The organism is Actinomadura barringtoniae (assembly GCF_017573505.1).
GTDB lineage: Bacteria > Actinomycetota > Actinomycetes > Streptosporangiales > Streptosporangiaceae > Spirillospora > Spirillospora barringtoniae.
In genome coordinates, this window is the sequence record NZ_JAGEOJ010000013.1 from 308,764 (window position 1) to 330,935 (window position 22,172).

At 68.7% G+C, this 22,172-nt stretch carries 18 protein-coding genes; 14 read left to right on the forward strand and 4 right to left on the reverse strand.

From position 1 onward, the window contains the following. Nucleotides 1-298: 298 nt before the first annotated feature. The 8 genes from J4573_RS31350 to J4573_RS31385 all read left to right on the forward strand — a co-directional run bounded on the left by J4573_RS31350 (nt 299) and on the right by J4573_RS31385 (nt 10,981). Complete coding sequence (locus J4573_RS31350; protein WP_208259497.1) at nt 299-1,105, forward strand: hypothetical protein; 807 nt, start codon at nt 299-301, stop codon at nt 1,103-1,105. Nucleotides 1,106-1,300: 195 nt separating this feature from the next. Continuing rightward, nucleotides 1,301-1,708, forward strand: coding sequence for a pilin (locus J4573_RS31355; protein ID WP_208259498.1), 408 nt, complete (start codon nt 1,301-1,303; stop codon nt 1,706-1,708). Beyond that, nucleotides 1,705-3,711, forward strand: coding sequence for a TrbL/VirB6 family protein (locus J4573_RS31360; protein WP_208259499.1), 2,007 nt, complete (start codon nt 1,705-1,707; stop codon nt 3,709-3,711). The genes J4573_RS31355 and J4573_RS31360 overlap by 4 nt, the downstream gene beginning before the upstream one ends. Next, nucleotides 3,708-4,703, forward strand: coding sequence for a PrgI family mobile element protein (locus J4573_RS31365; RefSeq protein ID WP_208259500.1), 996 nt, complete (start codon nt 3,708-3,710; stop codon nt 4,701-4,703). Before J4573_RS31360 ends, J4573_RS31365 begins: the two co-directional genes overlap by 4 nt. After that, nucleotides 4,700-6,535, forward strand: coding sequence for a VirB4 family type IV secretion system protein (locus J4573_RS31370; protein WP_208259501.1), 1,836 nt, complete (start codon nt 4,700-4,702; stop codon nt 6,533-6,535). Before J4573_RS31365 ends, J4573_RS31370 begins: the two co-directional genes overlap by 4 nt. Further along, the gene (locus tag J4573_RS56285; RefSeq protein ID WP_208259502.1) at nt 6,532-9,042 is read left to right on the forward strand and encodes a type IV secretory system conjugative DNA transfer family protein; all 2,511 of its coding nucleotides are present in this window, start codon (nt 6,532-6,534) and stop codon (nt 9,040-9,042) included. Before J4573_RS31370 ends, J4573_RS56285 begins: the two co-directional genes overlap by 4 nt. A 59-nt stretch (nt 9,043-9,101) precedes the next feature. Next, nucleotides 9,102-9,986 (forward strand): replication-relaxation family protein, encoded by an 885-nt coding sequence (locus tag J4573_RS31380; RefSeq protein WP_208259503.1) that lies wholly within the window; start codon nt 9,102-9,104, stop codon nt 9,984-9,986. Further along, on the forward strand, nt 9,986-10,981 hold the full coding sequence (locus J4573_RS31385) for an NlpC/P60 family protein (RefSeq protein ID WP_208259504.1): 996 nt from the start codon (nt 9,986-9,988) through the stop codon (nt 10,979-10,981). Before J4573_RS31380 ends, J4573_RS31385 begins: the two co-directional genes overlap by 1 nt. Before the next feature lie 92 nt (nt 10,982-11,073). Here the strand turns inward: J4573_RS31385 and J4573_RS31390 are convergent, their stop codons facing one another. Further along, nucleotides 11,074-11,895 carry a hypothetical protein gene (locus tag J4573_RS31390; protein ID WP_208259505.1) on the reverse strand — a complete coding sequence of 274 codons (822 nt, stop codon included), beginning with the start codon at nt 11,893-11,895 and terminating at the stop codon, nt 11,074-11,076. A gap of 416 nt (nt 11,896-12,311) precedes the next feature. Here J4573_RS31390 and J4573_RS31395 point away from each other — a divergent pair, with 416 nt between their 5' ends. Next, complete coding sequence (locus J4573_RS31395) at nt 12,312-12,854, forward strand: hypothetical protein (RefSeq protein WP_208259506.1); 543 nt, start codon at nt 12,312-12,314, stop codon at nt 12,852-12,854. A gap of 304 nt (nt 12,855-13,158) precedes the next feature. Here the strand turns inward: J4573_RS31395 and J4573_RS31400 are convergent, their stop codons facing one another. After that, nucleotides 13,159-13,872, reverse strand: coding sequence for a TRADD-N-associated membrane domain-containing protein (locus tag J4573_RS31400; protein ID WP_208259507.1), 714 nt, complete (start codon nt 13,870-13,872; stop codon nt 13,159-13,161). Between the two features lie 230 nt (nt 13,873-14,102). Between J4573_RS31400 and J4573_RS31405 the strand changes: the two genes are divergently transcribed. The 4 genes from J4573_RS31405 to J4573_RS31420 all read left to right on the forward strand — a co-directional run bounded on the left by J4573_RS31405 (nt 14,103) and on the right by J4573_RS31420 (nt 17,707). Next, nucleotides 14,103-14,471: a hypothetical protein gene (locus tag J4573_RS31405; RefSeq protein ID WP_208259508.1), complete on the forward strand. Its 369-nt coding sequence runs from the start codon at nt 14,103-14,105 to the stop codon at nt 14,469-14,471. 584 nt (nt 14,472-15,055) lie between these two features. Beyond that, nucleotides 15,056-15,796 carry a hypothetical protein gene (locus J4573_RS31410; RefSeq protein WP_208259509.1) on the forward strand — a complete coding sequence of 247 codons (741 nt, stop codon included), beginning with the start codon at nt 15,056-15,058 and terminating at the stop codon, nt 15,794-15,796. 102 nt (nt 15,797-15,898) lie between these two features. Further along, nucleotides 15,899-16,387 (forward strand): L,D-transpeptidase, encoded by a 489-nt coding sequence (locus J4573_RS55510; protein ID WP_208259510.1) that lies wholly within the window; start codon nt 15,899-15,901, stop codon nt 16,385-16,387. 246 nt (nt 16,388-16,633) lie between these two features. Further along, entirely contained in the window at nt 16,634-17,707 is a 1,074-nt protein-coding gene (locus J4573_RS31420; protein WP_208259511.1) for a collagen-like domain-containing protein, read from the forward strand. A gap of 127 nt (nt 17,708-17,834) precedes the next feature. Here J4573_RS31420 and J4573_RS31425 read toward each other — a convergent pair whose 3' ends face one another. Continuing rightward, on the reverse strand, nt 17,835-19,523 hold the full coding sequence (locus tag J4573_RS31425; RefSeq protein ID WP_208259512.1) for a M43 family zinc metalloprotease: 1,689 nt from the start codon (nt 19,521-19,523) through the stop codon (nt 17,835-17,837). A gap of 807 nt (nt 19,524-20,330) precedes the next feature. Here J4573_RS31425 and J4573_RS31430 point away from each other — a divergent pair. After that, entirely contained in the window at nt 20,331-21,395 is a 1,065-nt protein-coding gene (locus tag J4573_RS31430; protein ID WP_208259513.1) for a PLAT/LH2 domain-containing protein, read from the forward strand. A 73-nt stretch (nt 21,396-21,468) separates the two neighbouring features. On the opposite strand, the gene J4573_RS31435 is transcribed toward J4573_RS31430, so the two are convergent. Beyond that, entirely contained in the window at nt 21,469-22,155 is a 687-nt protein-coding gene (locus J4573_RS31435; protein ID WP_208259514.1) for a hypothetical protein, read from the reverse strand. Between the last annotated feature and the right edge of the window lie 17 nt (nt 22,156-22,172).

Consider the following 22,172-nt stretch of genomic DNA (forward strand, 5'->3'; position numbering starts at 1 on the left):
GCTGACACGACACGGCCTCTGGCGCGTGTCGGCAGTGTTGACCGACTCCATACCGTCCCCTTTTCGCGGTGCTGCGCCAAGGCCGATTCCGTCGAGGGATTCAGCGGCTGAGCGGCGTTGACCACTTCTTGGGGCACCGTCCGGCCGCCCCGATGTTTCTGCAGGTGAACGACTCTTTAGAGCGCGGGTGAAGGTGCGGCGGCCCCTCGGTGAGCCCCTTGATGCCCCCTCTGTTCGCCCTCTGCCGGGGTGGACACCTGGTGGCGACCGATCCAGCGACACCTCAGCGGGGGACGCCATGACCACCAACTCGACGGGTGAGGCCACCGGGACACCGACGCGTTCCGGTTACACCGACAACGCACTCGATGTCGCCGAGACCACCTTCAACCTGCTGATCACTGGACCAGCACCGCTGGCTCTGGACGGAACCGGCATCGGGCACGGGCTCCCTGCGCGGATGATCGACCTGGGCGAACTCCGCGCTATCGTGCTCGGCCCCGACACCAACGACGCGCTCAAGGACGCGGTGTGGAGAGAGCTGGTCACATGCGCCCGCGCTGGTGAGCCGTCCTGGGTCATCGGGTGCGTCGGCATGGCCCTGCCAGGGTTGAAAAACGCCGCCGCCGGTGTGATCGCCACCTCGCCGCGTGGTCTGGCCGACGACATCGTCTCGGAGCTACTGACCGAGTTTCTGGCCCAGCTCCCCAAGATCGATATCGATCGGGGGCACATCGGGGCCCGGCTGGTGTGCTGGGCGCGCAAGGGTGCGTTTCGCGCCCGGGGCCACAACGCACGGCACACCCTGCTGGACGCCCGCCGCGTGCCGTGGCTCATGCAATCACCCGAGCGGATCGAACCGGAACTGGCCGCGCTCCTGGCCGAGGCAGTCCACCAAGAGGTCATCAGCGCATCGGCTGCCGACCTGATCAACGCGACCCGGCTCCAGGGGATGTCGGTCACCGACTACGCCCGCACCCACGGACTCCCGGCCGCGCGGCTCTTGAAGAGGCGCGCCCGCGCCGAAGCCCGCCTGGCGGCCGCCATCACCGAAGGTCAAGTTCAGGCAATCACCGCCGAGCTGGTGTCCGATCCCGGGTGCTGAAGCGGGTGCTTCACCTGTGAAAGCAGTTCCCGAAGCCGAGGGGCGGCCGGGGCCAGGTGGTCTTTCCGGTCCCCACCACATCCACCGCTCCACCGAGTGCCTTCAAAGGAGGACACCCAGTGGCCCGGCCGCCCCTCCACTTCGGAGCCGCACCCACGCGCTCCTGAACGTGCCAACACAACTCGGAGGCCCGCCATGAACACCCACCACGAATCTCAGCAGCCAGCGCGCTGCACCTGCGCCGGTCAGCGGCGCGGGGTGAGCTGGATCCGGCTCACCCTCGCCATCGTCATCTGGACGGCCGGATGTGTGACCGCCGCGCTCACCGTTCCGGGGATCGCGGACGCGACGACGCATCTGGCGGCGGCGACTCAGCTCAGCCAGGTCATCACCAACATTCGCAACGTCATCGTCGGTCTCCTGGTCGGTTTGGCCACGCTGTTCGCCACGATCGGCGGAGTCCGCTACATCCTGGGCGGCGGTGACCCGAGCGAGATCGAGTCGGCCAAGCGCACCTTGCGGTATGCGGCGATCGGTTACGGCGTCGCGGTGCTGGCCCCGGCTCTGGTGGAGATCCTCAAGGGCATCGTGGGGACCAAGTGACACCCCCGCTCAAGCGTCCACGCGGGCCCGCGCTCACACCCTGGCAACTCCTCACCGTCGTGGCCCTGGCAGCCGCGATCGCGGCTGGACTTGTCGTCGCCGACATCGCCCAGGCACACGCCAACCCCAGCACGGCGGGCGCGACCCAGCAACCGGTCTCGAGTCCGGCCGTGCATCCAGCCGAGCCGCCCCCGCCCCCGCCGTTGCCCTCACAACAGCCATGGATCGAGGCACCCGGCGGTCAGGACGGAGCGCCGGTGAATCCGGCGCCCTCCAAGCCGCCACCCGGGACGTTGTCGGGGCCGGGGAAGGTGTGCCAGGGCAAGACCAAGATGAAGACCCACGGCCTGAACCCCAACCCGGAAATGTGGTGCGAGGTCTCGCCCGGCAACTGGGAGAAGGTCGACCCCAACGACGTCGAGGCCACCCCGGGTCAGAAGGCGTGCGCGGGCAAGCAAAAGCAGCTCATCAACCCGGCCGCACCGCTCCCCGACACCCTCTGTGAGTCCTCGCCGGGCAAGTGGGAGCAGGATCCGACCTCGCCCTACAAGGCGCAGGGCGCGGCGAAGAAGGACCAGTCGTGCGGGTTCGGTGACGTCGCGTGTTACGCCAAGCAGGCGATCAATGGCTGGTTCACGGACCTGATCGCCTCGGCGAAGAAGCCGATCCTGGATTTCGTCGCCCGGTCGTTGATGGGCACCCCGGAGATCAGCTCGGCGAGCATGCAGCGCGTGCGGGAGATGTGGGGCGTGACCCGCACGATCGCCAACACCTGCTTTGTTCTCCTGGTCACCGTCGCCGGCGTTCTTCTCATGGCGGGACAGTCGCTGCCCGGGCAGATGTCAGCGAGGGATCTGCTGCCCCGGGTGGTGCTGGCGTTCCTGGCGGTCAACCTGTCGCTGATCTTCCTCAGCTACGCCATCGAGTTCGCCAACGGGCTAGCGGAGGCGTTTCTGCGCGACGGTCCGCAGAAGATCAACCCGAGCGTGCTGGCCGATGTGATCGGCGGCAGCATGACGGCCAACATCGCCTCCGGCGGAACCTTCTTCGCCATCATCGCCCTTGTCGTCCTGATCCTGGCGCTGTGCCTGGCGTTCATCTACATCATCCGCATCGCGCTCACGATGGTGCTGGTGTCGGCCGCGCCGCTGGCGTTGATGTTCCACGCGCTGCCGCAGACCGACGGGGTCGCCCGGTTCTGGTGGCGCAGCACCTTCGGCGTCGGCGTCATCCCCGTGCTGCAGGCCCTCACCGCCGCGACCGCCGCGCACCTGTTGTTCACCGAGACCAAGGACACCAGCAGTGACTTCGCCGGAGTCCCCACCGGCAACGACCACTGGGACCTGCTCCTGGCCGTGGCGCTGCTGTACGTGATGGTCCGCATCCCGTCCTGGACCGCCCGCACCATCTGGCGTGCCGCCACACCCCGCATGCTCGCCCAGCTCGCCAAGACCTTCATCCTCTACCGCGGAATCGGAGCCCTCATGAACCGCGCCGGACAAGCCACCCACACCCGCGCAGCCGGACGAGGCACCGGCGGCACGGGCCAAGCCACTCACGGCCAACCGCCACCGAACCGGCCCCAACCCGATCCCCGGCCTCAGCGCAGACCAGTTTTCCAGCCCAGGCGGCCCGGTCGTGGGCGAGAGGGTTACTGGGACAACCCGGCGCCGTTCACGCCCAGAATGCCTCCCCTGCCGCCCGAACCAGCTGACCCCGAGCCGCCCGGCAACGGGCAAGGCAGGCGGCCGGTGCAACTCCCACTGTTCCCCACCCCGACCCGGCCCGCAGGGGCTCCCGCCGGGCCGATGCAGCTGGCGCTCCCGATCCCGATCTCGCGCGTCCCGCGCCCGACACCACCACCAATCCAGCCTGCGCCTCGGCCGGTCCGGCCGCCTCAGGCCCGGCAGTTGATGTTGCCCGGCATGCCAAAACGCCCGGTCCCGCACCGGCAGATGGTGCTGTTCCGCGACCCGCCCAGGCGCACCCGGAGGAACCGATGACCCACAACCACCTCGACGAGACACCGCTGACGGCCAAGATCCCCGCCGACGTCGACCAGCCCGACAAACTCATGTATGGGCTCACCGGACGCCAACTGGCCGTGCTCGCCGCCACCGCCCTCGCCAGCTTCGGAGCCTTCACGGCGGTCCGCGCCTGGCTGCCGCTACCGATGGTGATCGCGGTGGTCTTCCCCGTGGTCGCGGCAGGGGTCGTGGTGGCGGTCGCACGGCGCGACGGGATGGGCCTGGACCGATTCGCCCTCGCCGCCCTCGCCCACGGACGCACTCCCAAGGAGCGAGTGACGGCCACCGATGGTGTCGCGCAGCCGCCTGGATGGTGCCGGATGCGCGGACAACTTCCGGCGCCAATGCGGCTACCGGTACGGGCGGTCCGCGAGGACGGCGTGCTGGAGCTGGCCGAGGGCGGCACGGCGGTCCTGGTGCGGGCGGGAACCGTGGCGTTCGCGCTGCGCACCGCCAGCGAGCAGGCCGCACTGGTGGCAATGTTCGGCCGCTGGCTCAACTCCCTCGACACACCCGTCCAAATCCTCGTGCGCGCCCGGCCCATGGACCTGTCCGGGCTGGCCTGGCACCTGACCGACACCGCAGCCGAACTGCCCGACCCCGCTTTGGAGCGGGCGGCGCTCGACCATGCCACGTTCCTGACTGACCTGCACCGCTCACGCGCCCTGCTGGTCCGCGAGGTCCTCATCGTGATCCGCGACCACACACCCACCCAACCCGCGCCATGGCTACCAGGCCGCAAGAGACAGGCGGCGCGCGAAGCCGGAGCCGCCGTGGTGCTGCGACGGGCCGCCGAGACCGAACGCGCCTTGGCAGCGCTTGGGATCACCGCCGAGGTCCTGGACGCCGACGCCTGCACCACCGCGCTCGCTGAAGCGCTGTCTCCAGGCGAGCCGCGCCTTTCCGCGCTCGTCGGCCCTGACGAGGTCATCACCGCCAGCACCCAGGACGAGGAGGCGAGCCGATGAAGCTCACGTTTCCACAGCTACGCAAGGTCGACCGGCCCGCGGACCTCACCGAAGACCCGGCTAGCGTGCCTAGCCCTTCCGCTCTGCAGGTGAACGCGCGGTCGGTGGAGTTGCCCGGAGGAGTGTGTACCTCCTTCGCGGTGGCCGGCTACCCGCGAGAAGTCACCGCAGGCTGGCTCGAACCTCTGCTCACCTACCCCGGCCGCCTGGACGTGTCCTTGCATGTGGAGCCGATCCCGCCCTTGGTTGCGGCGCAGCGGCTGCGGCGCCAGCTCGCCCGGCTGGAGTCCTCCTCACGCGCCAACACCGAGCACGGACGCCTCGCCGACTTCAGTGCCGAAGCCGCAGCCGACGACGCCGCCGAACTCGCCGCATCCCTAGCCCGGGGCCACGGTCGTCTGTTCCGCCTCGGCCTCTACCTGACCGTCCACGCCACCGACTCCACCGAGCTGCGCGCCGAGGTCGAACGCGTCCGGGCGCTGGCGGCCTCGCTGCTGCTGGACGCGCAGCCGACCACCTTCCGCGCCTTGCAGGGCTGGACGTCCACGCTCCCGCTGGGCACCGACACGATCAGGATGCGGCGAGCGTTCGACACCAGCGCGCTCGCGGCCGCATTCCCGTTCACCTCACCCGATCTGCACCCCCAGCTTGGGGAGACGCCGGTGGTGTACGGCCTCAACGCCTACTCCTCGGGAGTGGTGTTGTGGGACCGGTTCACCCAGGACAACTACAACTCGGTGACCATCGCCCGCTCGGGTGCGGGGAAGTCCTACTTCACCAAGCTCGAAGCAGCCCGGCTGATGTATCACGGCGTGCACGTCGCGGTGATCGACCCCGAAGACGAATACGCCCGCCTCGCCGACGCCGTCGGCGGAACCCGCATCGCCCTCGGCGCCCCCGAAGTCCGCTTCAACCCCTTCGACCTGCCACACGGGCAAGGCGAAGACACCCTCATCCGGCGAGCCCTGTTCATCCAAACCCTGATCGCCACCATGCTCGGCGAACTCATCGCGCCGCGAACGCGGGCAGTGCTGGACCGGGCGGTGATCGCCACCTACGCCCAGGCAGGGATCACCGCCGATCCCCGCACCTGGAAACGCGCCGCGCCCTTGCTGGACGACCTGGCCGCCCAGCTCGACTACACCGCACAGGCCGAGGACGGCACCGAGACCGAGCGGGCGGCGGCGGCCGAGCTGGCCGCACGGCTCGCCCCCTTCGTATCCGGGTCCTATCGCAGCCTGTTCTCCGGCGCGACCACCACCCGGCCCGAGGGGCACCTGATCGTGTTCTCCCTTCGGAACCTGGCCGACGAAGTACGCCCGGTCGGAATGCTGCTGGCCTTGGATGCCATCTGGCGGCAGGTCGTCAACCCATCGGATCGGCGCCGCCGCCTGGTCGTCGTCGACGAAGCCTGGACGCTCATGCAACAGAGCGAGGGCGCCAAATTCCTCTACCGCCTCGCCAAATCCGCCCGCAAACACTGGACCGGACTCGCCGTCGTCACCCAGGACGCCGCCGACCTTCTCTCCTCCGACCTAGGGCGGGCGGTCATCGCCAACGCCGCCACCCAACTCCTCCTCAGACAGGCACCCCAGGTCATCGACCAGATCACCGACACCTTCGGACTCACCGAAGGAGAGCGGGCATTCCTGCTGGCCGCCGACCGAGGCGAAGGGCTGCTGTGCGGCGGCGGCACCGCCGCAGAACGAGCCGCGTTCACTGGCCACGCCAGCCCCTTCGAACACCACCTGGCCACCACCGACCCCGCCGAACTCACCGCCACCACAACCGACAACGGCATTCAGGTCGACAAGGACGGAGACCCGCTGTGAACCACCTCGCGCACACGCCGCCCGGTCTCCTCCACGATGCCGGCGGCTGGCAAGACACTCTCGTGCACTGGATCAACCAGGCCATGAAGGACCCCGGCCACCTCACCGAACTCGCCACCAAATACGGGCTGGCGTTCGCGGCGACCACCTGTACCGGTGCCGCACTGCTGGCCGGGGCACGGGCGCTGGTGTGGCGGTGGCGCAACCAGCGCCTCCCCCAGGGGGCTCGGCTGATCGAGATCGCACTCCCGCCCAACGTCGAGGAGTCCAGTGCTGCCGCGTGGTGGCGGCACCTGATGGGCCTGACCGCGCCCGCTTGGAAGCGCGCCGTCTTCGGTCAGCCGCACCTGGCGTTCGAGCTGGTGGCCGGTGCACACGGCCTGCGGGTGCAGATCTGGGTTCCCGGCACCGTCCCGCCGATCCTGATCGAGAAAGCGATCCGGTCCGCCTGGCCCGGCGCCACCCTCACCACAAAGCCCGCCACCGCACCCATTCCACTGGAGGCGGCCTGCGCGGGCGGGCGCCTGGTACTGGCGCGTCCCGACCACTACCCACTGGCAACCGACCACAAGACCGATCCACTTCGGGCCTTGCTCGGTGTGTTCTCCGGCCTGCGCGACGGCGAGTACGCCGCCGTCCAGGTCCTGGCCCGGCCCATCGTCGGACGTCGCCTAACCCGCGCACACAGGGCAGCCGCCGCGCTGCGTGGTGGACGCTCCACCGCACCGCAAGCCGCGCTATTCGACCTGATCACCCCTGGCATGTCCGCCCAACCCAACCCAGACGACCTCACCCGGCTGTATCCAGAGCGCACCGAGGAAGTAAGGGCGATCCTCGACAAGGCGGCCCAACCGCGGTTCGAAGTCCAGGTCACCTACGCCGCGGCCGCCACCCGCCCCAACCTCACCAAGCGCCACGCCAAGAGCCAGGGCAGAGACACCTCCGTTCGGGGATGGCTCCGCGGCAACGCTCACCAGATCGCCTCCACCTACGCCCTGTACACACGCGGCCAACAATTCCTTCGCCGCAAACGCCTCGCCCACCCTGCCGTCCAGATGGCCAACCGCCGCCTGGGGCGCGGCTACCTGCTATCGGTCGACGAGCTGGCCGCGCTCGCGCACCTGCCCTACGACCTGGCCGCGCCCGGAGTGATTCGCGCCGGAGCCGCCCCAGTCGCACCCTCACCCGCCGTACCCGCCAGCCACCTCGACGGCGCCGGACCCGTCCGCATCCTCGGCGACGCCGAAGCCGGACCCGCACGCCCGGTCGCGATGCCAGTCACCGGAGGCAGAGAGCACACCCACCTGCTAGGGCAGACCGGCGTCGGCAAGTCCACCCTGCTGGCCAGCATGATTCTCGACGACGCGCACGCCGGACGCGGCGCACTGGTCATCGACCCCAAAGGCGACCTGATCGCCGACATCCTGGACCGGCTCCCCGAACGCGCGATCGGGAAGACCGTGGTGTTCGACCCGCTCGCCTCCGGACCGCCGCCGTGCATCAACGTGCTCGCCGGACCAGACCCGGCGTTCGCGGTGGAGTCGGTTGTCACCACCTTCCGCCGCTGCTTCTCCTCGGCCTGGGGTCCCCGGCTCGATGACCTGTTGCGTTCGGCGTGCCTGACCCTGACCCGCGCAGAAGGCGCCGATGCCACGCTCGACAAGATCCCCAAGCTGCTCACCAACGACGCCTACCGCATCAAAACTGTGAACCAGCTACGCGACGAGGACGCCCTACTGAAGGGGTTCTGGAAGACCTATGACGACCAAGGGCCCGGTGGTCGGGCCGCGTTGATCAGCCCGGTCATGAACAAGCTCCGCGCGGTGCTGCTGCGCCCGTTCGTTCGCAACGCGCTGTCTGGAGCAACTTCCAGCGTCGACCTTGGCCAGACCCTGGACAGCGGCGGGCTGATTCTGGCCCGGCTCCCCAAGGGCGTGCTGGGCGAGGATGCGACCCGGCTGTGCGGATCACTGCTGCTCGCGCACACCTGGCAGGCCATCACCCCACGCGCGAACCTCCCCGAAGCGCAGCGACGCGACGCCGCCGCCTACGTCGACGAGGCACATAACTTTCTCAATCTGCCCGGCTCGATCTCCGACATCCTCGCCGAGGCCCGCGGCTACCACTTCGGCCTCACCCTCGCCCACCAGCACCTCACCCAACTACCCACCGACCTACGCGAAGCACTGTCGGCCGACGCCCGCAACAAGCTGTACTTCGCCGTCTCACCCGAAGACGCCGACCGCCTCGCCAAACCCCTAGAACCACTGGTCACCGCGCACGACCTGTCCCACCTCGGCGGCTTTCAGGCGGTCGGCCGGATCATGAACGGCAGCACACCGACACCGGCGTTCACCTTCCGCACCCGGCCACTACCCGAGCCCATCCCCGGCCGCGCGCAAGCCGTCCGCGCAGCCTCCCACGATCGGTACGGCACCCGGCCCGGTCGCAACCTGCCGACCTACGCGCAGCGTGACCCCGCAAGCGACCTTGCCGAGGAGCTGTGATGACCTCACCCGGCAGAACAGCCAACCGCCTGCGCGCAGGCACAGTCCGACCGCCCAGGTTGACCCCGGAACTGATCGCCGAACTGGCCTACCGCCTCACCGAACGAGATCGGAACGTCATGAAGCTGGTGTGGGAGCACCGTGTTCTCACCACCGAGCAACTCAACGCCGTCTACTTCACCCATCCCCGCATCGCCCAACGACGGCTCCAGGCCCTGCATTGCCGCCTGGCCCTGCTCCGATTCCAGCCCTGGGTACCCGTCGGCCGAACGCCCTGGCACTGGGTTCTCGGCCCGGCGGGCGCTCACATCCTCGCCGCCGAGCAAGGCATCACCGGCAGAGAGTTCGGGTACCGGCACGACACCGCGATGGACATCGCGACCTCGCGGCACCTGGGCCATCACATCGGCCTGAACGACTTCTTCGTCCGCCTCCTCGCCCACGCCAGACAACACCCTGACCAGGCGAAGCTGATCGAATGGCAGTCCGAGCGCCAATGCGCCTCGCTGCACGGAGACCACGTTCGGCCCGACGCCTTCGCGCGGTGGAGCGAGACGCCTCCTGGCCGCCCGCCGGCACTGTTGAAGTTCTTCCTCGAGCACGACACCGGAACCGAAACCCTCGCCCGCGTCGCGGCCAAACTCAACGGCTACACCGCCCAAGCCGCAGCCGCAGGTCACCTGACCCCGGTCTTGTTCTGGCTTCCCAGCCCCACAAGAGAAGCCAATCTTCGTCGGCTCATCGGGACACCACCCGTACCGGTAGCCACCGCCGTTCACACCCCGGCCAGCATGCCCGAAGGCCCGGCCGGGGCCGTGTGGCTCCCGGCCGGAGTGCGCGGCCCCCGCCGTAGGCTAGCCGCGCTCGCCGACGCCTGGGAGTTCACCAGCCCACCCCAGCCCGACACCGAACCTGACGCCGAGCCTGACGCCGAGGCCGACTGATGCCGGTGATCGTCGCCGGAGTCGCCGTGCTCGTGCTGGCCATGGTGCTGTTCGCCGGTGCCCTGGGCGGCGTGCTCGGCGCCACCTTCAGCAACGGCCCTGGCGAAGGGCTGATGTGTCAGACCACGCCCGGCGAGGCCGCCGCGCAGATCCCGGCGAGCTACCTGGCGGCGTATGTGAGGGCGGGCGCCGCCTACGGGATCCCGTGGAATGTGCTGGCGGCGGTTGGGGCGGTGGAGTCCGATCACGGCCGGGGCAAGGGCTCGGGGATCAGGTCGGGCCGTAACTCGGCGGGGGCGGCCGGGCCGATGCAGTTCGTCTCGGGTACCTGGGACGGCTACGGCGTGGACGGCGATCACGACGGCAAGACGGATGTGTACGACCCGGCGGACGCGATCCCCGCCGCCGCGCGCCTGCTGAAGGCCAACGGTGCGCCCGCACACATGGAGCGGGCGCTGTTCGCCTACAACCACGCCGACTGGTACGTGAAGAAGGTCCTGGCCCAGGCCGCCGCCTACGGCAAGGACGCGGGCGCGGCCTCATGCCCGGTCGTGCCGGTGGCGGCGTCGGGGCGGGCGGCTGTCGCGGTGCGCGCTGCGCTGCAACGGATCGGCACCCCGTACTCGTGGGGCGGCGGCGGACCCAACGGCCCGACCTCGGGTATTGCGCAAGGCGCGGGGATCGTCGGGTTCGACTGCTCCAGCCTCACCCTCTACGCCTGGCACCAGGCCGGGATCTCCATCCCGCGGACCTCACAAGACCAGTGGTCGACCTTGCCGCACGTGCCGGCCGGACGCGAGGCTCCCGGCGATCTGGTGTTCTTCCAAGGCGCCCTCGGCTCGATGAGCAGACCCGGACACGTCGGCCTCGTCCTAGGCGGCGGAAAGATGATCGAAGCGCCGCACACCGGCGCCCGCGTCCGGATCAGCTCCATCCGGACCCGATCGGACCTGGTCGGCTATGCCCGCCCCGGAGCCGGGTCTGATACGGCTTGATCGCATCGTTTTGCCCACATGGCCTAGCGCTCTCCTGTCGAGAATCCCGAATGCACTGCCAGCCGGAGGTTGATGCCGTGCCGACTGGTCAGCTACTCGCCGTGCTGCGCCGCCTCGTGTGCGGCGGCCTCCAACTCGGCCAGCGCCACCGGGTCGGTGTCGACGTCGAGATCGATCAAGCCCAGATGCTCGGCCCGCTCGATGATCCGCATGAGGTTGATGATGTTCTGTCTGGTCCAGTGGAGCCGCTCAGCCAGTGCTTCGACATCGATGAGCGTCTGGTCGCGGTCGCCTTCCGCCGCCTTCCGGTCGGCATGTGCCGCTGTCCGGTCCCGGCGTGAGGCGAACCGGTTCTGTGCGTCGGCGTGCCGGGTGTGCCGCTCCGTCGCGCGGTCCACCTGCAGTGACAGCAGGAAGGCCCGCAGTGCTGCGCGGTCGACGCGGTTGGAGGCCCGGTCCTCCTCGTCCGCGCGCTGCTGCTGCTCTGGTGTGCGTTGGCCCAGGGGCTGACGGGCGGCGACGTCATCACGCAACTCGGCAAGGCGAAACAGCTCCGATATCCGCGCCGCGCCCGCTTCGGCCGTCCGCGCGGATTCGACGGCCCGTGCGGCCCGCGCCGCAGCCTGCTCGTCCCGGATCTCAGCGGCGTCGTCTCGGGCGTCGGCGTGAAGGTCACGCTTCTGGCCTGCCTCGCGGCGCTCCTCGGCCGCAGTAACCTGCGCCGTGCGAGGTCCAGGGCGTACCTCTGCATCGAGACCGGGGGCGGGTGGTGTGCCCGCCTCACCGGCCGTGATCCGCGCGTGCAAAGCCGCCGCGACTCGTACCGCCAGAACACTCAACGGCTCGTCTGGGTGTTGGGCCGCCATCCCTTCCAGCAGCACCACCACAGCGCCGACCTCGCCCCGGTCCAACATCGTCCCCACTCCTCAGCCGGAGAAGACCTCACTGCATAAGGCTAGCTCGCCGCTCTCGACCACCGAAGCCGTGTTCACCCGTGAACCTCACTTCGGAGCGTGACATTCATCCTCGGGTGCCTGCGCCCTCCGCACCACGCCCCTAGTAGCGCGCATCACGCGGTTCTTCCGGCCACAGGCCACAGGCATGGGATGGCTACCGGATGTTGATGAACGGGCCACTGAGCACGGCACCGAGCCCCAGCGTGGTCTGCCATGCACCCGGAGCTGAACCCGCTTGACCGCATCAACGGTCTGGTGAAACGCCAACTGTTTGCCATCCGCTAGCGGGCCATTCAGCGTTTTCTGCCGTGGGCAACCTGTGCGCGTGGGTCGATGGTGTGTCCTACCCGCTCCCATCACCGAAAGGTGTGCCCATGCGAACGACGATGGCCGCCCTGGCCACCGCCACGCTGCTCGCCCTCCCGCCAATCTCCCTCGCGCAGTCGGCCGCCGCGTCGACCACTCCGGCGCCCGCCGCAGCATCGTGCTCGCAGTCCTATTTGCCGTTGCCGGACCCGGCCTGCCAGCCAGGCGCGACCAACCCGGACGTGACGCAGGCGACGATCCACCAGACGATCTGCGTAGGCGGCTACAGCTCCAGCATCCGCCCGCCCAGCTCCTACACCACGGCGCTGAAGAAGCAGCAGATCGCCGAGTACGGCTACAGCGATACCGACCTGGCCGATTACGAAGAAGACCACATGATCAACCTGTCTCTCGGGGGCGCCCCGAGGGACCCTAAGAACCTGTGGCCTGAGCCTCGCTACGAGGCCGGCGGCTCGACTGCCGCCGACAAGGACGACGTCGAGTTCAAGCTCTACCGCGCAGTCTGCGACGACAAGGTCCAACTCGTGCCCGCGCAGCTGGCGATCGCCAAGAACTGGCGCACCGCACTGCACGACCTCGGTCTCGAATAGCCGAGCGTGATCCTCACCGCGGGTCCTCGCCCTGGGTGAGGCAGGTCTGCGGTGTGCGGCCGAGCCCCCCGGTCTTGGCCGCACACCGCACCCACAATGATCGGTCGGGTTCAACGACGTTGAGTGTGCCTTAAAGCCCCCCAGCTCAGGCGCCCCCTGAACGTCGGATCCAGCGACCGATGCGACGACATTAGAGGCCCGGTCCTGCACGCCTCCACCGCTCAAACTGGTGCTGCGATCAGCGGTCGAACCTACGCGGCCAACGGTGAGTCCCACGCCCATGCCGCCGTGGCGAACACGGTGATCAGGAGCTCGCGTCGTTGGCGCGAGGGGGCTCGTTGGAGGGCGTCGGGGTGGTGGGTGGGGCGATGATGCCGCGTAGCAGGTCGCTGGTGATGGTGGCGCGCTGCTCTGGTTCCAGCCGGTCGATGCCATTGAGGAGGCGTTCGGCGGCCAGGTAGCGAGAGAACTCCAGCGGCTGGTCGAAGTAGGAGCGCAGGTGCGTCGCGGCGGTCTCCTGGGAGCGGACGAAGGTACGGCCGATGTAGGCGGCGAATGCCGCAGCGGTCGCGCCGAGGGCGCCGGTGACCGCGCTGGCCGCCGTGGTCTTGGCGTTGAAGGCGAGCACGGCGAACACGACCAGGAGCACGAATCCGATGCCCATCGCGGCCTGGGCGTTGCGGAAGGACTGGCGGGCCTGGCTGGTGGCGATCTGGTGGTAGTAGTCCAGCCGTTTGTGGGTGACACCCCACAAGGTGGGCAGCGCCAGATCTTCCTGGGCGGTCAGCTCGCTCTCGGCCTCCTGCAGATCACGCTGCACCTCCCGCAATCGCTCATCCTCGACGCGGGTCCTGCGGCGCAGCACCACGGTAGCCATGAGGCCCGACAAGGCCAGACCCGCCGAGGCCAGAACATAACCGGTCTCGGCGTCGTCCCACCACAGGGCGGTTGCCGCAACGGCCGCCGCGAGACCGAACGCGATGATCGCGTCGATCTGCCCCGCGATCCAGCGTCTCAACGAGGGCGGAGAAGGCGAAGAGGGCTGAGGAGGAGCCACGGCTCCATGCTTGCACGCGCTCCCAACGGCCTCAGGGCGAACATCCCCGGAAACTGCGACACCTCATGCGACGACATGGTTTGGGTGTGGGACTTTGACCGTCACCTTCCAGCCAGCGGTGGCCCCACCCTTTTGGAGTCTGTCTTCGACAATCTGTGGATGCGGCGCGGCCGCGCGGGGATGCTGAGAGTGTGAACGCGGCACACCACAGCTACCGGATGTCCTCTCATCAAGACCGGGCAGTTCGAGGCCGCGCCGGTGAGGCGGCGACTCGTGTCATCGAGCTGAACCAGCCAGGCGTGGACGGTACTGCCGAACACCTGCGGCGCGCTCGCCGCAGGGTCGCTGATGCACGTCGCCAGCTCGAGGCGATCCAACAAGGTGCCGCTGAGGCTTTGATGGGTGTCGCCCGCGCGCACGAACGAACGGCAGAGGCGATGGAACGTCATGCCGCGCGCCGACCCGAGAAGGCCGATCTCTACACGGAGAGGGCGGCCTATCACCGCATCCAGGCCACCATCGCGCGGACTCTGGCTCTCCCAGAGCCGGGAGAGGGCTGAGGTCGCGTTCGCACGTGCCCGGTCTGGCGGATGCTCTCTTCATCTGTGGAGGGAAAGGGGCCAGATCACCTCGCACCCGGCTGGCCCGGCAGCGGGCGGGAGGCGCACCTGGCCCCTCCCCCTCACGACAGATTCAACGTGCGCCCGACTGCGAATGGGCGGGGACGAATGTCCTGTCTCGCGCCGACTCGGTGTTCGGCTGCCTGGGTCAGGTGTCCCCGGGCGCGTGGGCGTGGTCGAGGGGTACCGTGCCGAGCGCGGTGGCCGCCTCAAGGTCGGGATAGGCGTCGTGGATGGTCAAGTCGCGCCGCTCAGAGGTTGTCTCGGATCTCCGGCCGTCGTTGACGATCTTGTTTCTGGGGTCTGGTGATCTTCCGGGCCGTGGGAGCAGGCTGGAGTATGGCCTGGAGCAGGAGGCGCAGGGCTGGCAGCAGGGTGAAGTTTGTGCTGGCGGAGGCAAAGAGAAGGTCGCTCGCTGCTGAACTGGGCTAATGCGTGGTCGACGCTTCGTACGATCCGCTCGTCGGCGTGGATCTCCGGGGCGGATGAGGCCCCATCGTGCGCCGGGCGAGAGGGGTTGTGTGATGCGTACAGCTGCGGTGTTGGCCGCCGGGATCATCGTGTCCGGCGGGGCGGTTGTGGGGTCGGCGGGTCCGGCGTTGGCGGGCGATAGCAGTTTGAAGGTGCTGCTGCCGGTCGCGGTGGCGGGCAAGCGGGGGTTGTTCGAGGCCTACTGCGGTGATGGTTCTAAGACCGCGACGGTGTCGTCCAAGGCCTTTCCGACCCAGCATCTCGCGCATGCCGGCGAGCCTCTGGACATCTTCTATCCGCTCATCAACCTGGTGAACCCCGGCCGCTACACGGTCTTTCTCAGGTGCGAGAAGGGCACCACGGTCGCCACGCGTTTCAAGGTGATCCGCGCGACCGGGCTCCGCCCAGGCACTCCGCCGACCCTCATCATCGAGCCCAACCGCGTCAAGCCCGGCGGGAAGGTCTCGCTGACCGTCATCAACTCGCGCCTGTCCTCGGGCACGGTCACCTCGCCGGGCTTCACCGGGTCGGTCGCCTTGGCTTCGGCCGGTAAGTCGAAGCTGAGCGGAACCGCAACCGCGGCCTCCGCGCCCGGCACCTACACCGTGACGGCCAGGCTCGGTAGTAACGCCAGGATCGCGGCAACGGCTGCGTCACTGCTGGGCCCCACAATCACCGGGAAGATCACCGTGCTCAAGCCCGGTGGCGGCGGAGCCAAGCCCGGCGGCACCGGCGTCCACCATGCCAAGCGCCCAGGCGTCTGCCGCACGCGATCGGCCCCCAGCGCCTGCTGAACCCGGGCCGGGTCGCGGCATGGGGCTGTGGCTGCGCGGCCGGGTGGACGCGGGCATCCCGCGGACCCGCAATGTGCTGCACGAAGGGTGGTGAAGGGATCTTTGGACAGGCGATCCACGTCGGGCGGCATCGCGCGATCGGCGCTTGCGGGGGTGGCGCTTGCGGGGCCGGTGGCCGGGTTGGTCTTGCTGGTGGGGACCCAGCCGGTGCAGGCGCATGAACGGCGCAAGACGACAGTGGTGATCGATCTGAGTGCGCAGCGGCTCAGGGTGTTCCGGTCTGGGCAGGTCGTTCTCGCGACCCGGGTGTCGGCAGGTTCAGGCCGGCGCTACTGCGTCGGCGGCCGCTGCGCGACCGCGACGACGCCGGTGGGGCATTTTCGCGTGTGGCGCAAGGTGAAGGCTTGGCATGAGAGCCTCCTCGGCTTGATGTACAAGCCGATCTACTTCTACCGGGGCTATTCGATCCATGGTTCGCTGAGCGTCCCGCACCACCCGGACTCCCATGGCTGCGTTCGGGTCCCCATCGAGGTCGGGGAGAAGCTGAGTGCTCTCTTGCACGTCGGTGATCGTGTCATCGTGCGCCGCTAAGGCCATCGCAAAGAACTGATCTTGATATCGGCGCCGGGCGGTTGGGTGCTCGGATCGCTGGTCAAAACCCCCTTCGGTGTGTCATTAGCTGATGGGGAGCTTGACGTGGTGACTGTCGGCCGTCTGGCGATTTCGGTGACCGGTTGTGCGTTGCTTGGCGGCCTTGTCGGCGGCCTGGTTATCGGGGCCCCGGCTCAGGCTTCGGCGTCTGCCGGGCCGTGCCGGGGCAAGTTCTACACCGGCAAGGTGTACGTCAAAAAGCTCAAGGACAGCGGCACCGTGGTCATCATGCCCGGCTGCCGTGGCCCCAAGGGCCGGGACGGCAGGGACGGCAAGAGTGCCAGCAGCATCGCCGACCTGGAAAAACTCAAGGGATTCGCCAAGCTCAAGGCCGAGTTGAAGGGCGAGCCCGGCCCGCCTGGCCCCGCTGGCGCGCCTGGAGGCCCGCAAGGCGCCCCCGGCGTGGTCGGTCCTAAGGGCATCGCAGGTGACGAGGGTCCCAAGGGCGACACCGGTCCTGCGGGCCCCGCCGGGCCCGAAGGCCCAGCAGGCCCCAAGGGCGCCGCCGGTCCGCAAGGGCCCAAGGGCGACACCGGCGCCACCGGGGGCAAGGGCGCTACCGGCGCCACCGGACCACAGGGCGACCCGGGCCCGGCCGGGCCGAAGGGCGCCAAGGGCGACGCTGGACCAAAGGGCGACGCTGGGCTCAAGGGTGACACCGGCGCCAAGGGCGACACCGGCGCGACCGGACCCACCGGGCCTAAGGGCGCGGCCGGGCCCAAGGGCGAAACAGGAGATCAGGGAGACCCCGGCCCGGCCGGTCCAGCGGGCCCGGCAGGCGCTCAAGGTGCGACCGGGCCCAAGGGCGACCAGGGCGACGCAGGGCCTGCCGGACCCGCCGGACCTGCCGGTCCTCAAGGCAGCGCCGGACCCAAGGGCGACCCCGGCCCGGCCGGACCCGAAGGACCGGCAGGCCCGCCCGGAACCCCCGGAGGACCTCCCGGCCCCGCAGGCCCCGCGGGCCCAGCAGGGCCACTGCCCAAGGTGTCCTACGTCAGAGTCCGGGGCACCAACGTCACCGTCGACGCCGAGGGCAGGGCCAAACCCTCGGCCAAATGCCCCACCGGAACAACACTGACCGGAGGCGGGTTCGAGATGTACCAGTCGCCCCAAGCAGACAAGACCACCGTCGGCAAGGCAGTCGTCATCGACAGCTACCCCGGCGCCAGCGACAACACCTGGTACGTACTGTTCAGCTCATCGCAGACCACCGCCAACGGCGCCGCCTACGCAGTGTGCCTCAAGGTCGAAGCACCCTGACCCTCGACCACCAGCCGGGCAGGCAGCTGCGATGGTGTGTTGGCGGGCCGGGCAGGTAGGGCCTGCCAGCCGTGCGCTGTGGCTCAGCTGGGCCCCTTCCGATGCCGGAAGGGGCCCCCGGGGCCGGTTACTTGACCTTGCTGGTGTTGTTCGCGGTGTTGTTGCGGAGGTTGGGATCGGCGGTGGTAGAGGTTGCTGTCGCCCGTACCGTGATGGCGGTCTTGGCCTTGGTGGCGGGCTTAACGGTCGCCGTGCCGGTGACCTTCCGGTGAGCGCCGGCGGCCAGGGCCGGCCAGTTGCAGCGGACCTGGGCGCCGCGCACCAGGCAGCCGGCGACCCGTGAGGTGCCGGTCGTCTGCACGGGCAGGGTCAGGGTGAGCACCACCCCGGTGGCGTCGGAGGGGCCGGTGTTGGTGACCGTCGCGGTGTAGGTGACGCGTTTGCGGCGCACCGGTGCGGTCGAGGTCACGGTGGCGCGCAGATCGGTGCTGGCGGTCACGATGTTGACGATTCGGGTGCCGGTGGCGTTGCCGCTGGTATCGGCGACGGCGACGCTGGCCTGGATCCCGCCGGTCGCACGGGCGGCGATCTTGCCGGTCACGGTGACCTTTCGGCTATCACCGGCGGGCAGGTCGCCCAGCGGGCACATGATCTTGGCGTCGTTGATCGTGCATCCGGTCGCCCCGGACACGGTCAGACCACTCAGCTGGGCAGGCATGCCCGCCTGCAGGACGGTGCCAGTCGCGGTGGCTGTCGCGGTCGAGCCGTTGTCCACGGTGAAGGTGTAGGCCAGGTGTTTCCCAGCCGTCGCCTCCCCGCTCTTGCCGATGACGAACAGGTCGGTCTTGCCCTTATCGAGCTCGGGGCGCTGGCGGAAGGCGACCCACTGGTCGGCGGCACGCTGGGCCTGGCCAGGGGTGAACCGGTCCCGGCAGCCCGAGGCCGCGTCGTTCATGAAGTTGTGGATCGGGTCCTCGCCCGGGGCAGGGCAACTGTCCAGACCCTCGGGGCATTTCCCGCTGGTCGGGTCGGCCTGGTACGGGGTGTCGTCGACCTCGTCACCAGGGGCATCGCAGCCGCCCTGGAAGGTGTGGTAGAGCCCGAGCCAGTGGCCGACCTGGTGCGGCAGCGTGCCGGTGTTGGCCGGGGTGGAGAGCATGAAGTCGGTCTGCATGACGACGCCGTCGTTGGTATCCGAGGTCCGGTACCACTGCGGTAGCGTCGCGTACCCGGCGATGTTCCCGCTCTTGCCGTGCTCATCCAAGACGTTGGGCACGACATAGATGTTGAGGGTGGCTGCGTCGGAGTCCTCGGCCCGCAGCGCCGTCATCGTCGGGCGCTGCTGGGCATTGGCCTGCTCGCCGTCCGGCGCGGTGATCGACGCCAGTGCGGCGTCGTCGATGGTGCCGAAGCCCTTCAACGTGAAGGTGAAGGCGGTCGCCGCGCCGGCCTGGCTCCCGGCGTATGCCTTGTTCAGCCGGTCCATCGAGTCGGCGACGTCCTGCTTGGTCAGCTCACCCTTGGCACCATCGGTCACCACGTGGACATACACCGGCACGTTCACCGACCCAGCGGCGAGATCGGCATGGCCCCCCTTGGCGGCCAGGCCCGCCTCCGACTCGGCGTCGTAGACGGCCTGGTCCGACGGGGTGGGGCTATCGGGGTCATTGTCCCCGGGATCGTCGGCCCGGGCGGCGTGGCGCGCCACGCAGGACGGGCCCTGGGGCGCCATGGCATTCGCGACGGGCGCCGAGACCAGCACGCCGCCCAACAGTGCCCCGCAGGTCAGCAATACGGTCGAGACCTTCTCGTGCATGAAGCCTCCATGATCATGATCTTGGAGGCTTCAGCTTCGTTCCTGGCTGATCCGCCGTCAGCGCGCCGGGCAGCGGGCCCGGCCGAAAGCCGGTCGGGATTTTCCCAAGTCCAGGTGCGGGCCTGCAGCCACCTTGTCGGTGCCCAGTGGCCGGTCAATGGCCCTACGTCATGTCCCGGTTCCTTGGCGAGCGAGGCGGCGTGTCAGACGAGTCGACGATCCAGCCTTGAGGGAGTTCTCGAACAGCTTCTCAGGCTCCGCGGACCTCGCAAGACCAACCCAGCCTTGCCGCAGCGGCCGGCCGGGTGAGAGGCTCCCGGCGATCTGGCGTTCTTCAGCTGTCAACGGCCAGTAGCACCTCCCCACCTGTGTGGTCCGGGGACATGCTTGACGCAGTGTTCCTAGGACGTGCTTGACGGTGTCTCGCGTGATGCTTGTCGGTCCCAGGTGATGCTTGGCGGTTAGAAGGTGTCTTCAATTCCCGCGCAGAGTACGCGCGCGTACGGCGTGCCCCGAAACTCGCGAAAAGGCGCGGCGGTCCCATACTGTACGGCGCCGGATCGGCGGACCGTACGCCGCCGGGCTGGTTCGAACTGCGCATATGCTCCAGCCGATACTCTCGCGGAGACTGCTCGAAGATGAGCTATAAGCGACGCATGCCGCCACGCGAGCCACAGGAAATCCCTGCCGCCTCTTTGTTTACGTCCTTTTATGGCCGTTTAGTTGTCGACACGATCGCAGGGTGTTCCGATCTTGTCTGTACGGCATCGGTCGATGCCGTCCGGCAGCGACAGGCGGTGGCGATCCATGGCGAAGATCAAGAACAATGCGATCAAGTACCACAGGAGCGACCCGGCACACGAGAACGAATACGGTGTCGATTCCGAGTGCATGTGCCCTGCTCCGACCGACGACATGATCGCCGCCGGAACCGACGCGCCGATCTCCGGCCTGGCGATGGCCTGGGCGGACCACGGGACCGGCTCGCAGCCCTCAGTACACGATTCCAGTCAGACCGCCTACTGGTGGGCCACCGGGGACGGCGAAGCGCTGCGCTCATTCGTGCAGACGAGCTGGGGCATCAACAAGGGCGCCCACGCGGGCACCGTCGCCCATGTCATCGAGACCGACGTCCAATGGGACTACCAGGTACAGGTACAAATCGGTGACGTCAACGGCGCCGGAACCGACGCCGACGTCTACGTCTCCCTGACCGGCGAGAACGGAACCGTCAACAATTACCTGCTGGACCAGGCGCACACCAACGACTTCGAACAGGGCGGCACATACACCTATCCACTACGCCTGATCAACAGCGTCGGCAAGCTCAGCGGCCTCAGCATCCACCACGAGGGCGGCGCCGCCTCCAGCGAGATGTTCCTGGAATGGATCAAGGTCACCGACCACACCCTGAACGAGGAATTCGACTTCTATTACCACGGCTGGATCGACGACGACCAGACCGTCACCCTCACACCCGCCGGAGCGATCACCGACTACCAGATCGCCACCCACACTGGCACCGAGAACAAATCCGGCACCAACGCCAACGTCCACATCACCCTGCACGGCACCGCCGGCGACAGCGGTTCGCTGCTGCTCGACAGCGACGACAACAACTTTGAGTCCGGGCAGACCGACACCTTCAACGTCTCCATCCCCGGCGTCGGCAACCTCAACACCGTCACGATCAGCTCCGACAACTCCGGCTCAGCCGCAGGCTGGTACCTCGACTGGATCAAAGTCACCCAGCAATCGACAGGCGCCTGGTGGCAGTTCGACTGCTACCGCTGGCTCGACTCCGACGAGGGCAACTCTCTCAGCTACACCCTCTCCGTCACCGACTCATCCGCCTCCAGCGAACCCACGTAGAACAGAGGCTGAACCGACGAACGTGACCTGGGATCGCTCCCCGCGCGTTGCGACGATGACTGGCTCGTGGGCTTTAGCGAGAGTCGGCGATGTAGCGGGTGACGGGGCCGCCTTTGCGCGGGTGGGTAGAGATCTCGACGTCCCCGTCGAGGACGCGGAAGCAGGTCTCCTCGATGATCACAGTGACGGTCTTGCCTGCGTGGGCGATCCCTGGCCGGAGTTTCTGGCGGGCGATGGAGAAGGTTCCGTCGGCTCCGATGCGTCGGATGGCCTGCCGGGGTTGGGACGGGGGCGGAGGCAGCGGCGCGGTGGAGGTCCGTGCTCCGGTGAGTTTGGCGCGTTGTTCGTGCGGGATCGGGGCGGGCAGGGTCTTGACCAGGAGCCCGGCGTGGATGACATACATGATGCTGCCGTCCATGCGCAGGGTGACGTTCTTGCCGATCAGGTCTCTGCCCAGGGCGACGGGGGTGCGTCCGAGTGAGACGACGCCGTCCTTGGTGGCCTTGCGGTCGATCTCGACGACGGCCGTGGGCGCCAGCGGGCTGTCGGCGCTGATGCCGCCCTGCGGTTCGGCCCCGGCGGGGCGTCCGCCTCGCAGGAGCAGCGTGTGCAGGTCGGCGTCGGTGAAGGACATCGTCCGAGTCCGGATCAGCTGCCCGTCGAGCAGGACGTCGACAGTGCGGTGACTCAACCAGACGGTGACGGTGCGGCCGACCAGCTTCGGGCTGAACTTCAGGCTCTGGTTCTGCGGAAGCATCACATGCCGGCCCCTCCCGG